The sequence below is a fragment of the Agarivorans sp. OAG1 genome (assembly GCF_037076485.1).
In the GTDB taxonomy this organism is placed as follows: Bacteria; Pseudomonadota; Gammaproteobacteria; order Enterobacterales; family Celerinatantimonadaceae; genus Agarivorans; species Agarivorans albus.
Map to the genome: position 1 here is coordinate 4570361 of NZ_AP028990.1, position 12809 is coordinate 4583169.

Genomic DNA, 12809 nt, shown 5'->3' on the forward strand with positions numbered 1-12809 from the left:
CCAAACGCTTACAATCTAACTAGTAACTTTCCTTGGTTTTCGCCGCTAAACAGCAAATTGATACCTTCGATGGCTGAATCTAAGCCTTCTAAAACATGAACGCGATACTTTAGCTTGCCCGCTTGCAAGTAGCTGCTTACTTGCTGCATTAATTGAGGAGCCTTATCAAAGTGGTCAGGCATGGTAAAGCCTTGAATCGACAAACGCTTTTTAACAATGGGGATCCAGTTAGGGCCAGCCGAAGGCTGCTCGGTGTTGTAATCGGCAATCATTCCACACACTACGATGCGACCAAAAGCATTCATGTTATCAATGGCCACTTGCTGGATCTCACCACCGGTATTTTCGAAGTAAATATCAATACCATTGGGTGTTAGCTCAGCGACCTTTTCGGCAATGTTATCGGTTTTATAATTAACAGCGCCGTCAAAGCCTAATTCTTCTACTAGCCAGCGACATTTTTCATCGCTACCAGCCACACCAATCACACGTAAACCTTCAGCCTTGGCAATTTGCCCAACCAAAGAGCCTACCGAGCCAGCGGCTCCGCTTACCAATAAGGTTTCCCCTGTTTTTGGTTTAGCAATCTCTAACAAACCCTGAGCGGCGGTCATTCCTGGTAAGGCTAATACTGCTAACACCGCTTCCGCAGGTAAGCCTGCAGGAATGATGTTTATCCCAGCACCATTACTGACTGCTTGTTCGGTCCAGCCAAACATGCCCATTACCGTAGCACCTACCGGAAACTGCGCATTGCGAGATTCAATCACCTCAGCAATACCGCTAGCGCGCATAACATCACCTAAAGCGACCGGAGGAATGTAACTCTCGGTATCAGCGCTCATCCAGCCGCGCATTGCTGGGTCTAACGACATATGTGTTTGTTTAACCCTAAACTCGCCATCTTGCAAAGCCTCTACAGCGTGGCTGCGGCTTTCAAAGCAACTGGCTTCAATGTTAGTAACAGGGCGCTTGACCAAATGAATTGACTGATAGCTCGACATGCAGGCTTCCTTAAGTGAATAGTATTCATCATTATTTACGCTTTCATTGTAAATAGCTTTACAAATAGGAATAAATAGCCCTTTAAGCTAAACTTTATTGCCTTTTAGACAAAAGTGACCCTAATGGATAAGTTACGCGCCCTGCAATATTTTGCTCACCTTGCTGAATCTGGCAGCTTCACCAATACTGCCAATGCCTTTGATGTGCCGCCCTCCTCGGTATCACGACGGATTGCCGATTTAGAAGCCTTACTCAAACAACAATTACTGCACCGCAGCACTCGTCAGGTAAAACTCACCGAGTTGGGCGATTTATACTATCAGCAGATATTACCAGCCTTACACAGCTTAAGTGATGCAGAAGACCTGCTAAAACAACAGCAACATCACCCCAGTGGTTTACTGTCAATTAGCGCGATGCCAAGCTACGGGGAGCTATGTTTAACGCCTATTTTGAGTGAGTTTTCGCAGCGTTACCCAGATATCGTGTTAGATCTGCACTTTAGTGATCAGTTAAGTAACTTGCGCCGCGACCAAATAGATATCGCAATTCGTGGCGGCACAGCACCCGACGAACGCATTGTTGCCAAAAAGCTCTCGAATAATCATTTTGTTTTGTGTGCTTCGCCAGAATATTTAGCGCGCAATGGCCAACCACAAAGCCCTCTCGAGCTTAATCAACACCCCAGCTTACGCTATCGAAGCCCAGAAAAAGTACTGCCTTGGCTATATAAAGAACAACAAAAATGGCAAGAATTACATCCACCTATTCGCTTAATTAGCAATCATGGTACAAGCTTAGTCAACGCAGCAAAAAGTGGTGATGGCATTGCTTTACTGCCAGAGTGGGGAATTAGCCAACAACTTGCCGAAGGCAGTTTAGTGCGTTTTTCAGTAGGCCAAGATATTCGAGTATCGCCAGCTGACACCACTGGCATTTATCTTCTGTACCAAGGGCTTAAGTATCAAATCCCTAAGGTAAAGGTAGCGGTAGACTTTATCGTATCGCAACTAATGCAGCAGCCTAGTGAATACTTAGGCTAACAAACAAAGCAGCCAACAGTTAAACCCTGCTTGCTTAACTATTCAGCATATTATGCTGATGTTTACACTAAGCTGTTCAAACTTTGCACTTTTCTCTGCAAACTTGTTTGTTAAGATAATGTTACGTTCGATTCTTGATTACTTGGTCTACTTTTAGCAATAAAGCCTTAACAAAAGGAACTGTTTATGGGCGAGCCGGTCAGTGACCAACAATATGTGCGCTTTGTTGACGTTAAAAAAAGCTACGATCAACGCAGCTTAGTGGTAAAAAACTTTAATCTTGATATTCGCAAGGGTGAGTTTGTTACCTTGCTAGGTCCTTCAGGCTCTGGCAAAACCACTTGTTTAATGATGCTCGCCGGCTTTGAAGATGTCACCAGTGGTCAAATTCTAGTAAATGGCCAAGCGATTACTAATGTTGCACCTTACAATCGCAATATTGGCATGGTGTTCCAACACTACGCATTATTTCCCCACATGACAGTAGCCGAAAATCTCGCTTATCCCTTAGCGGTACGTAAACTTCCCAAAGAAGAAATTAACCGCAGAGTGGCCGACTCTTTAGCCTTGGTAGAACTAGAAAGCTTTGGCAAACGCTACCCTGGGCATTTATCTGGCGGCCAGAAACAACGGGTTGCCTTAGCGCGCTCACTTATCTTTGAGCCTTCGATTGTATTAATGGATGAACCGCTAGGTGCATTAGATAAAAACCTTCGCGAGCAAATGCAGCTGGAAATTAAACGGCTGCACGAAGCCATCGGCTTCACTGCTATTTATGTCACCCACGACCAAACCGAAGCGCTTACCATGTCAGATCGCATCGCCGTATTTAACGATGGGGTTGTGCAACAATGCGCCGCACCAGACGTGCTTTATGAGCGCCCAGAAAACGCCTTTGTCGCCGACTTTATCGGTGAAAACAATCACCTCAAAGGCAAGGTACTCAATCGTGCCCAAGGCTTAGCCAAAGTAGAGCTAAGTGATGGCAGCGTAGTGAGTGGCCAAGCCATGGATTGTCCAGAGTCTGGCAATGCTTGTGTGCTGGCTGTACGCCCAGAAAATCTATTTATAGAAAGCGACAAACATCGCTTTGATAACCGAATTGAAGCAGAGTTTATTACGCGCCTCTATGTGGGCGACTTTATTCGCTACTTCTTTAAGCTTCGTGACAAAACCGAGCTCATGGTCAAAGTGCTCAACGATCACGATGCACCACAAATTGCCGCTGGCACAATCACTAAACTAACGTGGTCCGTTAATGACGGGTTAGCTTTTAATCCACCCCCAAGCTCTTAATGGTAAAGGATGGTACCTATGAAACGTTTACTTCCAGTTCTTGCTCTCGCCTCGGTCTGTAGCATTGCCAATGCCGACCAACTCACCGCCGTATCCTTTGGTGGTGCGTATGGCGCAGCCCAGCAAAAACATATGCTAGACCCCTTCATGAAAGAAACCGGCCACAAGATTTTATTTGAAAACTACTCCGGTGGTATTGCCGAAATTAAAGCCCAAGTAGAGAGTGGTAACATTCTTTGGGACGTGATCGACGTAGAGGTGATTGATCTCGAACGCGCCTGTTCAGAAGGCCTATTAGAAGTGATTGACCACGCCAGCCTACCACCAGGTGATGACGGCGTGCCTGCCGCAGAAGACTTTAGCGAAGCAGCACTCGCCAATGAATGTGGCGTGGGTAACATTGTTTGGACGGTGCTTTATGCCTACAACAACGACACCATTAAAGGCGGCCAACCTAGCTCTATCGCCGACTTTTTCGATACCAAAACTTACCCAGGGAAACGTGCTTTACGTAAGCGCCCACAAGTAAATTTAGAATGGGCATTGATTGCCGATGGTGTACCAAAAGAGCAGGTTTATGAAGTATTAGAAACCGACGAAGGCCAAGCTCGCGCCTTTGCCAAATTAGCCACCATTGCCGACGACATCGTTTGGTTCGACAGCTGGTCACAAGCGCCGCAATTGCTCAATGATGGTGGTGCCGTGATGGTTCAATCGGCCAACGGGCGGATCTTCGACGCCATTCAAAGCGAAGGAAAACCTTTTGAGATGGTGTGGGATGCTCACTTATATGACCTGGACGTTTGGGCCATTGTAAAAGGCACCAAGAAAAAAGACTTAGCCATGGAGTTTATCCGTTTTGCCACCAGCTCAAAACCATTGAGCGGCATGCCTGAGGTGGCTTACGGCCCTACTCGTAACTCATCTTACGCGTATGTAGATAAAGCGGTTATTCCAAAACTGCCATCTTCACACCTAGATAAAGGTGTTAAAGCATCCGGTGAGTTTTGGGCTGATTATGGCGAGTCCTTAGGTGAGAAATTTAACGAGTGGCTGCTGAAATAATAGCAACGTAGTTAGAGGTGAAGATGGATAATAACAGCCTTAGCGTTGAAGAAATTCTCGAAAGCAAACGCTTGCTTAAACGCAAAAAGCGTATGCTGCTGGCATTTACCATGCCGCTGTTGATATTTGTCTTCATCACCTTTATCTCTCCCATTGCCACCATGCTATACCGCAGTGTTTACCACCCTACGGTTAGCCAGTTAATTCCTTTAAGCTTGGCAGAACTAAGCACTTGGGATGAAGCTGGCGATCAGCTTCCTAATAGCCAAGCCCTCAAGCAATTTGCCATTGAGCTACAAGGGCTCTCTAAAGAGCGCTTATCAGGCAAGCTAGCCGAAGAAGTGAATCGGCTCAAGCCTGGTAGCTCTAGTTTAATAAAATCGAGTGCCAGAAAACTTAAGAAAAAATCTCTCGAAGAATTACAGCAAAGTGGCGACACCTTGTTGCTTGGTTACTCCAAAAAATGGCAAGACATCAATTTATGGCGTGCGGTGAAACGCTCTGGGCAAGCCTTTACCGACAGCTACTACCTGACAACCTTTGATTTAAAGCGTAATCCCGCTGGAGAGATCGAGCAGCGCGATACTCAAATCTATTTAAAGCTATATTGGAAAAGCTTAAAAATAGCGCTAATTATTACCTTTTTAACCGCTTTGTTAGCCTATCCTTTGGCCTACTACTTGGCCAATGCGCCCAGTAAAATTGCTAATCGTTTAATGGTATTGGTTTTATTGCCTTTTTGGACCTCATTGCTGGTTCGCACCACCTCTTGGATAGCCATTTTGCAAACCAATGGCGTGGTTAACTCAACCCTGCAAGCCTTAGGCTTGATTGATGAACCCTTTGAAATGCTCTACACCCAATTTGCCACCATCATTGCTATGACCCATATTTTGCTGCCATTTATGATTTTGCCTTTGTATAGCGTGATGAAAAATATCGACCCGAGTTATTTTCGCGCAGCGCTGTCTTTAGGGGCAAGGCCAGTGCCGGCTTTTATCAAGATCTACCTACCAATGACCATCCCAGGGGTAAGTGCCGGCGCTTTATTGGTATTTATTATTTCTATTGGCTATTACATTACCCCAGCCATCGTGGGTGGCACCGAAGGGCAGATGATTTCTAATATTATTGCCTTCCACATGCAGTCTTCCAATAACTGGGAACTCGCAGCAGCACTGGGCTCATTATTGCTAGCCTTAATCATTGCTCTGTACTGGGTTTACGATCGCTTTGTTGGCGTAAACAATATTAAGTTGGGCTAAGCATGAAAAGTTATCCTAAATATTTCACCTTCTGGCATATCTTAGCCCACTACGGCCTGCGCTTTTGCTCGTTATTGGTGCTGGCCTTTTTGATGCTGCCAATCATGGTGATAATTCCACTCTCGTTCAACGTAGAGCCCTTTTTTAGTTTTACCGAGGGCATGTTAGCGCTAGAGCCCGAGGCCTACTCTTTGAAATGGTATGCCGAAATTTGGCACGACGATAAGTGGCTATTAGCAATTAAAAACAGCTTTTTTATTGGCATATGCGCCACTTTAATTGCTACCGTATTAGGCACCTTAGCGGCGATTGGTTTAAGCAACCCAGCGATGCCTTGGCAAAAACTTTGGATGGCAATCTTATTGTCGCCGATGATTGTGCCTCTCATTATCACAGCAGCAGGGATGTACTTTTTCTATAGCCAGCTCAACTTGGCAGGATCTTACCTAGGCGTAATTTTAGCGCACGCTGCCTTAGGCACACCTTTTGTTTTAATCACCGTAAACGCAGCTTTGTCTGGCTTTGATTATTCCTTAGTTAACGCATCACTAGGCCTTGGCGCACGCCCTCTCACTACCTTTTTTAAAGTTATAATGCCGCTCATCCGCCCTGGTGTAATATCTGGCGCCCTGTTTGCTTTCATCACTTCATTTGATGAAGTGGTGGTTGTACTGTTTTTAGCTGGGCCAGAACAGCGAACCATTCCGCGACAGATGTTCTCTGGTTTACGTGAGCAAATTAACCCCACCATTTTGGCAGTAGCCACTTTATTGATCGTAATTTCTGCCATGCTGCTATTTACCATTGAGTATCTGCGCGCCCGTAGCGAGCGAATTCAAAGTGGAGAATTAGATAGCTAAGCTATTTATTACAACAACTTACATGTGTTTGTTTTATCTTGGTTATTTCACAGATATAAATTGATCATAAACAAGCAATTCACGACTATCCTCTAATCTAACTCCCTATATTCACGTTTTAACACCTATTATTGCTGTGCTAAATCTTTGAACTTAATTTTCAATAGCAATCACCTATCGTAAAGATAGATTCAATTGCTTTTACAAATCACTGCGAAAAATTGATACTAGACCCATCAAACGAACACACCTTATTAGAGTTTACGGAGAAAGATATGTTAGAGAATCGCGAAGGCCAAAATGTACCAAGTGTTACTTTTCATACTCGTCAAAACGATGCTTGGGTAGACATTACAACAGAGCAGTTATTCAAAGATAAAACCGTGGTTGTTTTTGCCCTACCTGGTGCATTTACACCAACTTGTTCATCAACACACTTACCACGCTACAACGAGCTAGCTGGTGTTCTAAAAGAGAACGGCGTTGATGAAATTGTATGTTTAAGCGTTAACGATACTTTTGTAATGAATGCATGGTTAGCAGACCAAGAAGCTGAAAACATTACTGTAATTCCAGATGGAAACGGCGAGTTCAGCGAAGGCATGGGCATGCTAGTGGGCAAAAACGACTTAGGTTTTGGCAAACGCAGCTGGCGCTACTCTATGTTAGTGAAAAACGGCGTAATCGAAAAAATGTTTATTGAGCCAGATGTTGCAGGCGACCCGTTTGAAGTATCAGATGCCGACACCATGCTTAACTACATTAATGCCGACGCTAAAAAGCCTTCTGCAATTAGTGTATTTAGCAAGCCAGGTTGTCCTTTCTGTGCCAAAGCTAAGCAATTACTGCATGACAAAGGCATGGCTTTTGAAGAAGTAATACTAGGCACCGACGCCACCAGCGTAAGTCTTAAAGCAATTAGCGGCCGCAGCACTGTTCCACAAGTATTTGTAGACGGTAAACACATTGGCGGTAGTGAAGAGCTAGAAGCTTACTTAGCTTAAGCAATTAAAATTCAGGCGAGACGGTCTACTCGCCTGAACAACCCAATTCGCAGGTTTCAAAGGTAGTTATCATGTCAAATTCAGAAGTTAAGCAATCTGTAGATGTAGCCATTATTGGTGGCGGAACCGCAGGTTTAGCCGCATACCGCGCCGCAAAAGAGCATACCGATTCGGTATTAATGATTGAAGCAGGCCCCTATGGCACTACCTGTGCTCGGGTAGGTTGTATGCCAAGTAAATTGCTAATTGCAGCTGCTGAAAATGCCCATCAATATGAAAAGTCAGCCCAATTTGGGGTTAACTTGGGTAAGCCGCAGATTGACGGCCACGCCGTGATGCAACGGGTAAAATCTGAACGCGACCGCTTTGTGGGTTTTGTATTGGAGTCTGTAGAAGGCATCGATGCTCAGCACAAGCTAGATGGCTACGCCGAATTTGTTACTGAGAACCAACTTAACGTTAAGCATAGCGATGGTTCAAGCACTCTAGTTGAAGCTAAGCGCATTGTTATTGCTAGCGGCTCACGCCCAGCTTTTCCAGCACCTTGGGCCGAGTTAGGTGACCGCTTGTTGGTAAATGACGATATTTTTGAATGGGATACCCTACCAGAATCGATTGCGGTATTTGGCCCAGGCGTAATTGGCCTAGAGCTTGGTCAAGCCTTACATCGTTTAGGTGTAAAAGTACTAATGTTTGGTGTGGGTGGCGCAGTAGGCCCACTTACCGACCCAGCCTTAACTGATTATGCCAATACCACATACGCCGAAGAGTTTTATTTAGATTCAGACGCTAAGGTTGAGTTAATTGAGCGCAGTGAAAATGGGGTCAAGCTTCGCTATATCGATAAACAAGGTGCAACAGTTGAAACTGAAGTTGATTACCTCGTTGCTGCTACTGGGCGTAGACCTAATACCGATAAACTGGGTTTAGATAAGCTAGATATACAGCTTGATGAACGCGGTGTGCCGGTTGCCGACCACTACACTTTGCAAACATCGATAAGCCATATTTTTATTGCCGGTGACGCTAGTAACCAGATCCCTCTGCTGCACGAGGCCGCCGACCAAGGCAAAATTGCTGGCGATAACGCCGGACGTTGTAAAGAAGTTCGCGCTGGTTTACGTCGCACGCCAATAGCAGCAGTATTTAGCGATCCGCAAATTGCTATGGTGGGCGAAAGCTACCGCGATATTGAAAAACGCTTAGGCTCTTGTGGTTGCTTTGAAGTTGGCGAAGTAAGCTTTGAAAATCAAGGCCGCAGTCGAGTGATGTTAGTAAACAAAGGCATTGCTCACTTATATGGTGAACAAGGCACGGGGCGCTTTTTGGGAGCAGAAATTATCGGCCCAAATGCCGAACACTTAGCTCATTTATTGGCTTGGGCACATCAAGCTAAAATGACGGTTTCACAAATGCTGGATATGCCGTTTTATCACCCAGTGATCGAAGAAGGCGTTCGCACAGCATTACGCGACCTAAATGCTAAGTTGCACCTTGGTCCAGAAATGATTGATGCCTGCATGGAGTGTGGAGTGGGTAGCTAAGCCCTAGAAAACGCTACAAAACAAGCCCTGTGGTTAAACGCCATGGGGCTTTTTTCATTTAAGTGACTAAAAAATCAATAAATATGTTAGCATCCAACTATTGCCAACAAAGCTTATCATTACGGGTAGTTTGCTCTATGCTATTTGCAGCTTTGTTGAAACAAGGATGAACGATACAAACGCTTATGTCTGCTTTTAGATTTTTTATTAGCTTAGCTCTAACTTTATATTTGGCCTGTTATAAGCCTGCAATTGCTGCCGATTTGAATGCCAGTTCACAGCAAATCTACTTAGCAGAAGACCAACAAGTATTACCGCACCGCTACAGTGATATACCTAGCTGGCTAAATAAACTGAGCCAAGTTGATCGGGTAAAACTTAGTGGCGGCAGCTATTGGCTAGTAAAAAAAATAAATATCTCTCAACCAAATCAATGGATAGCCAGCGTAGACGGCCCAATTATCGAAAACATTGATTACTACCTTTATTCAGAAGGTAACCAAATGCGTCATCTTAGCAGTGGTTACCTACACCCTTATGAGTACTTATTTAGCTATGCCCGCCACATTGATACGCCCAGTTTAGGCGGATACTGGCTGATTACCCGCATATCTAGTCAATATTATACCGAACAACCGCAGCTCAGCTTTGGTCACAAGTCAGACTTGAGCCAGCTTTACCACTGGCGAGCGAGTGTGATTACCTTGTGCTTAGGCGGTTTACTGATTTTGGCCATCTACAACGGTGCAGTTGGCTTAGTTCAACAAGATCGCGTATTTGCTTACTTCAGCGGCTACTTATTTTCTATTACTCTAGCTTTGGCCTTGGTTTTCCATGTTGCTGCGCACTTATTGCATCTACGCATTACTCAGGTACACCTATTACCCGTGCTATTGATTCCAATCTTTAGTGTATTGTTTTACTGCCGTTTTCTCAGTTTACAGCAATATGCACCGAAGCTGTGGCTAGCAAGTCGCTACCTAATTGCATTGTGTTTACTCAGTATTCCGGTTGCGGTTATTTGGGTAAATTGGGCGGTAATTTTGGTCTACTGCGTGATCTTGCTTTGGGTAGTATTAGCGCTTTCTAGTGCTTTACAATGCTGGCGTCAAGGCTCGAAACAGGCGCAGCTTTTCATACTATCAACCCTACTATTACTAATACCCGCGTTACTGTTAGCAATGGCCGTTGTGCCTAAAAACACCACCACCTTGTTGGCGGCCGACTTATCCATTCTACTTAGCTGTATTTTTAGCACCTTGTTCATGTCACTGGCGTTGCACTACAAATTTAAGCGACTCACCTTAGAGTCCTTGTTAGTCGCCAAGCAGTTGAGTGAAGAGCGTGATGCTGCTCGTTTAGATGCCCTAACTGGCTTAAAAAACCGCTATGCCTTTAACGAGTATGTAAGCAATATTGAATTTGATGAAGAGCATCACACCAGCCTCGCCTTGGTCGACATTGATTATCTGAAAAGCATTAATGACCATGCCGGCCACCAAGAAGGCGATAAGCTAATTAAGCTGGTGGCTGAAGCGCTCAACATGGTGCTCAGCGACCAAGTTAAACTTTACCGCATTGGCGGTGATGAGTTTGCGGCCTTTTCTGACACCTTATCTTGCAGTGAGATTGACGAAAAACTAGCCATTGCCGACAAAATTATCCAACTAAATGGCACCGCGCAAAGTGGTATTAGCTTTGGCAGCGCCAGCACCGATGATTGCCAAGACGCAGAACAGTTATTTTACCGAGCAGATATGACCATGTACCAACAAAAAGCCCAACGCAAACGCAAATCCAAGCTAGTTGCGCTTAATCAACAACCCTAGGGGCTGTTTATCTTTCGAGCTGACTTTTGCAGCAATAGGAGTCGAGCAATAGCTTGATATGGTGTAACTTACTGGTCTAAGACATCCACTAAACTTGTTGCATAACTTTTCTCATGGAGTTGACCATGCTTATTTCCCCACAATTAACGGGCAATATCGCTCGCAATTGTCATCCGCCAGGCTGTAAAGCCTATTTGCAACAACAAGCGGATTATATTCAACAACAAGCGACCATAAGCGGCGCAAAAAAGGTGCTGATTTTGGGAGCCTCTTCTGGCTTTGGTTTAGCCTCTCGCTTAAGTTTAGCCTTAGCAGGAGGAGCCGATACCATTGGCGTATCCTTCGAGCGCGGCCCTAATGAAAAAGGCTTGGGCAGTGCCGGCTGGTACAATAATATTTTCTGCAAAGAACTCGCCGAGAAACAGGGTTTAGTGGCAAAAAACTTTATCGGTGATGCTTTTGATCCAGCCATGCGTAGCCAAGTGATTGAGTTCATTAAGCAAGAGTTTGGCGGCAAAGTTGATTTGGTGATTTACAGCTTGGCAACGGGTAAGCGCAAAACCGAATCAGGACAATGGCACTCGGTACTAAAAACCACCGATGCGCCGCTACATGGCTTAAGCATTAACCTAGAAACCGAACAGCTAGAACCGCAAACGGTAGAATTGGCCAATGCTGCAGAAGTGGAAGCCACCACTAAAGTCATGGGCGGCGATGAATGGCGAAACTGGATAGATGCACTGCAACAAGCCGATGTACTAGCCCAAGGCTGCAATACCATTGCTTATTCCTACGTAGGGCCAGAGCGCACCGCCGCGATTTATCGCGATGGCACCATTGGCCGAGCTAAACAGCACCTACATGTCACTGCACAAGAGCTGGATAAACAGCTGCAAACGCAGGTAAGTGGCCATGCCTACGCTTGTGTATGTAAAGCCTTGGTAACAAAAGCCAGTGTCTATATCCCGGTAATGTCGCCCTATATATCTTTACTGTACAAAGTAATGAAAGAGCAGGGCAGCCACGAAGAATGCATTGAGCAAGCTTATCGATTATTTAGCCAACACCTCTATCCACAAGATGGTCAAGTTCGATTAGACACGCTAAATCAGCTTCGTATTGACGACCTAGAGCTAAGCCCACAGGTGCAACAGCAAATAGACTTAAGATACCCCACGGTCACAGCGGATAACTTCAAACAAACCACCGATTTTGACGGTTACAAAACAGCGTTTTTACGACTAAATGGCTTTGCAGTAGCTGGGGTAGACTATCAGCAACCTTGCGATGTACAGGCTTTAAGCAAGCTCAAACCATGATAGACATTCACACAATTAGCGCTGAACAAACCCTAGCAATTCGCCAACAAGTACTATGGCCAAGCCATGATTTAGCGTTTTGCCGAGTACCTGAAGATGACACTGGTGAGCACTATGGTGCTTACCTTAATGGCCAACTCATCATGGTGGCTTCGTTATTTACTAGTGGAAACGAGATTCGGCTGCGTAAATTTGCCTGTTTGCCAGAGCACCAAGGGAAAGGATACGGAAGCAAAATGCTCAATTACATGGTTGAACAACAAGCGGGTAAACCATTAACTAGTTTTTGGTTTGACGCACGTTGCAGCGCTATTGGTTTTTATCAACGTTTAGGCTTTTTAGTGACGAGTGAAGTGTTTGATAAACACGGCGTTGACTATGTAAAAATGGCAAAAGCACTTTAGGGTCTGTTGATCTTTGGTGTTGAAATTTTGTTCGAGATAAGCGGGCTTTAATCGCGGCGAGCACTTAGAAGCCTAGTGGGCTAAGCAAGAAGTGCTTAACAAAGAGTAAAGTTCGCTTACCCGAATCCTTCGGGCAGCATTTCTTAGCCATTTATTCAGCGTTAGCGAGTGATTA

General features: G+C 45.0%; 11 protein-coding genes. 10 read left to right on the forward strand and 1 reads right to left on the reverse strand.

The features are described 5' to 3' along the window. Positions 1-8 precede the first annotated feature (8 nt). Positions 9-1004, reverse strand: a complete 996-nt coding sequence (locus OAG1_RS20770; RefSeq protein ID WP_338622610.1) for an NADP-dependent oxidoreductase — start codon at positions 1002-1004, stop codon at positions 9-11. 123 nt (positions 1005-1127) lie between these two features. Between OAG1_RS20770 and OAG1_RS20775 the strand changes: the two genes are divergently transcribed. The 10 genes from OAG1_RS20775 to OAG1_RS20820 all read left to right on the forward strand — a co-directional run bounded on the left by OAG1_RS20775 (position 1128) and on the right by OAG1_RS20820 (position 12634). Beyond that, positions 1128-2048, forward strand: coding sequence for a LysR family transcriptional regulator (locus tag OAG1_RS20775; protein WP_338622612.1), 921 nt, complete (start codon positions 1128-1130; stop codon positions 2046-2048). A 186-nt stretch (positions 2049-2234) separates the two neighbouring features. Next, on the forward strand, positions 2235-3344 hold the full coding sequence (locus OAG1_RS20780) for an ABC transporter ATP-binding protein (RefSeq protein ID WP_338622614.1): 1110 nt from the start codon (positions 2235-2237) through the stop codon (positions 3342-3344). An 18-nt stretch (positions 3345-3362) separates the two neighbouring features. Further along, positions 3363-4409: an ABC transporter substrate-binding protein gene (locus OAG1_RS20785; protein WP_016400114.1), complete on the forward strand. Its 1047-nt coding sequence runs from the start codon at positions 3363-3365 to the stop codon at positions 4407-4409. 23 nt (positions 4410-4432) lie between these two features. Next, positions 4433-5674 carry an ABC transporter permease gene (locus OAG1_RS20790; protein WP_016400115.1) on the forward strand — a complete coding sequence of 414 codons (1242 nt, stop codon included), beginning with the start codon at positions 4433-4435 and terminating at the stop codon, positions 5672-5674. 2 nt (positions 5675-5676) lie between these two features. After that, on the forward strand, positions 5677-6534 hold the full coding sequence (locus OAG1_RS20795) for an ABC transporter permease (RefSeq protein ID WP_152785353.1): 858 nt from the start codon (positions 5677-5679) through the stop codon (positions 6532-6534). Positions 6535-6809: 275 nt separating this feature from the next. Further along, positions 6810-7538 (forward strand): glutathione peroxidase, encoded by a 729-nt coding sequence (locus OAG1_RS20800; protein WP_152785351.1) that lies wholly within the window; start codon positions 6810-6812, stop codon positions 7536-7538. A 71-nt stretch (positions 7539-7609) separates the two neighbouring features. Further along, complete coding sequence (locus tag OAG1_RS20805) at positions 7610-9082, forward strand: dihydrolipoyl dehydrogenase (protein WP_338622619.1); 1473 nt, start codon at positions 7610-7612, stop codon at positions 9080-9082. Between the two features lie 185 nt (positions 9083-9267). Next, a complete protein-coding gene (locus OAG1_RS20810) occupies positions 9268-10911 on the forward strand; it encodes a diguanylate cyclase (protein ID WP_338622621.1) in 1644 nt (547 codons plus the stop codon). A gap of 125 nt (positions 10912-11036) precedes the next feature. Beyond that, the gene (gene fabV / locus OAG1_RS20815) at positions 11037-12230 is read left to right on the forward strand and encodes an enoyl-ACP reductase FabV (RefSeq protein ID WP_338622623.1); all 1194 of its coding nucleotides are present in this window, start codon (positions 11037-11039) and stop codon (positions 12228-12230) included. After that, positions 12227-12634, forward strand: a complete 408-nt coding sequence (locus OAG1_RS20820; protein WP_338622628.1) for a GNAT family N-acetyltransferase — start codon at positions 12227-12229, stop codon at positions 12632-12634. Before fabV ends, OAG1_RS20820 begins: the two co-directional genes overlap by 4 nt. The last annotated feature ends 175 nt before the right edge of the window (positions 12635-12809 follow it).

What these genes read in the sequence shown, in the direction of transcription:
- OAG1_RS20770 (WP_338622610.1), bottom strand. Translation starts at nt 1,004, where the DNA reads ATGTCGAGCTATCAGTCAATTCATTTGGTCAAGCGCCCTGTTACTAAC.
- OAG1_RS20775 (WP_338622612.1), top strand. Translation starts at nt 1,128, where the DNA reads ATGGATAAGTTACGCGCCCTGCAATATTTTGCTCACCTTGCTGAATCT.
- OAG1_RS20780 (WP_338622614.1), top strand. Translation starts at nt 2,235, where the DNA reads ATGGGCGAGCCGGTCAGTGACCAACAATATGTGCGCTTTGTTGACGTT.
- OAG1_RS20785 (WP_016400114.1), top strand. Translation starts at nt 3,363, where the DNA reads ATGAAACGTTTACTTCCAGTTCTTGCTCTCGCCTCGGTCTGTAGCATT.
- OAG1_RS20790 (WP_016400115.1), top strand. Translation starts at nt 4,433, where the DNA reads ATGGATAATAACAGCCTTAGCGTTGAAGAAATTCTCGAAAGCAAACGC.
- OAG1_RS20795 (WP_152785353.1), top strand. Translation starts at nt 5,677, where the DNA reads ATGAAAAGTTATCCTAAATATTTCACCTTCTGGCATATCTTAGCCCAC.
- OAG1_RS20800 (WP_152785351.1), top strand. Translation starts at nt 6,810, where the DNA reads ATGTTAGAGAATCGCGAAGGCCAAAATGTACCAAGTGTTACTTTTCAT.
- OAG1_RS20805 (WP_338622619.1), top strand. Translation starts at nt 7,610, where the DNA reads ATGTCAAATTCAGAAGTTAAGCAATCTGTAGATGTAGCCATTATTGGT.
- OAG1_RS20810 (WP_338622621.1), top strand. Translation starts at nt 9,268, where the DNA reads ATGTCTGCTTTTAGATTTTTTATTAGCTTAGCTCTAACTTTATATTTG.
- fabV (WP_338622623.1), top strand. Translation starts at nt 11,037, where the DNA reads ATGCTTATTTCCCCACAATTAACGGGCAATATCGCTCGCAATTGTCAT.
- OAG1_RS20820 (WP_338622628.1), top strand. Translation starts at nt 12,227, where the DNA reads ATGATAGACATTCACACAATTAGCGCTGAACAAACCCTAGCAATTCGC.